The sequence below is a fragment of the Azonexus hydrophilus genome, from assembly GCF_001956855.1.
GTDB lineage: Bacteria > Pseudomonadota > Gammaproteobacteria > Burkholderiales > Rhodocyclaceae > Azonexus > Azonexus hydrophilus_A.
Map to the genome: position 1 here is coordinate 1 of NZ_MTHD01000014.1, position 458 is coordinate 458.

Here is a 458-nt window from a genome sequence, read left to right on the forward strand (position 1 = left end):
GCCGGAAACCCATACGCGGCGTCAGATGCGCCGTGCGTAACGCTTGAGCATGCTCGGCACATCGAGGATCAGGGCGATGCGCCCGTCCCCGGTGATGGTGGCGCCCGCCATGCCGGGGGTGCCCTGCAACATCTTGCCGAGTGGCTTGATCACCACTTCTTCTTGTCCCACCAACTGGTCGACGACGAAACCGATGCGCTGGGTGCCGACCGACAGGATCACCACGTGTCCCTCACCCTGCTCTTCGTGGGCCGCACTCGGCACCAGCCAGCGCTTGAGATAGAACAGCGGCAAGGCCTTGTCGCGGACGATCACCACTTCCTGGCCATCCACGACATTGGTGCGCGACAGGTCAAGATGGAAGATTTCGTTGACGTTGACCAGCGGGAAGGCGAACGCCTGGCTGCCCAGCATCACCATAAGGGTAGGCATGATCGCCAAAGTCAGCGGCACCTTGA

The 458-nt window shown here is 62.2% G+C and carries 1 protein-coding gene; it reads right to left on the bottom strand.

Going from position 1 to position 458, the window contains the following annotated elements:
* Window positions 1-21 precede the first annotated feature (21 nt).
* Complete coding sequence (locus tag BJN45_RS17455) at window positions 22-432, bottom strand: chemotaxis protein CheW (RefSeq protein ID WP_205750631.1); 411 nt, start codon at window positions 430-432, stop codon at window positions 22-24.
* Between the last annotated feature and the right edge of the window lie 26 nt (window positions 433-458).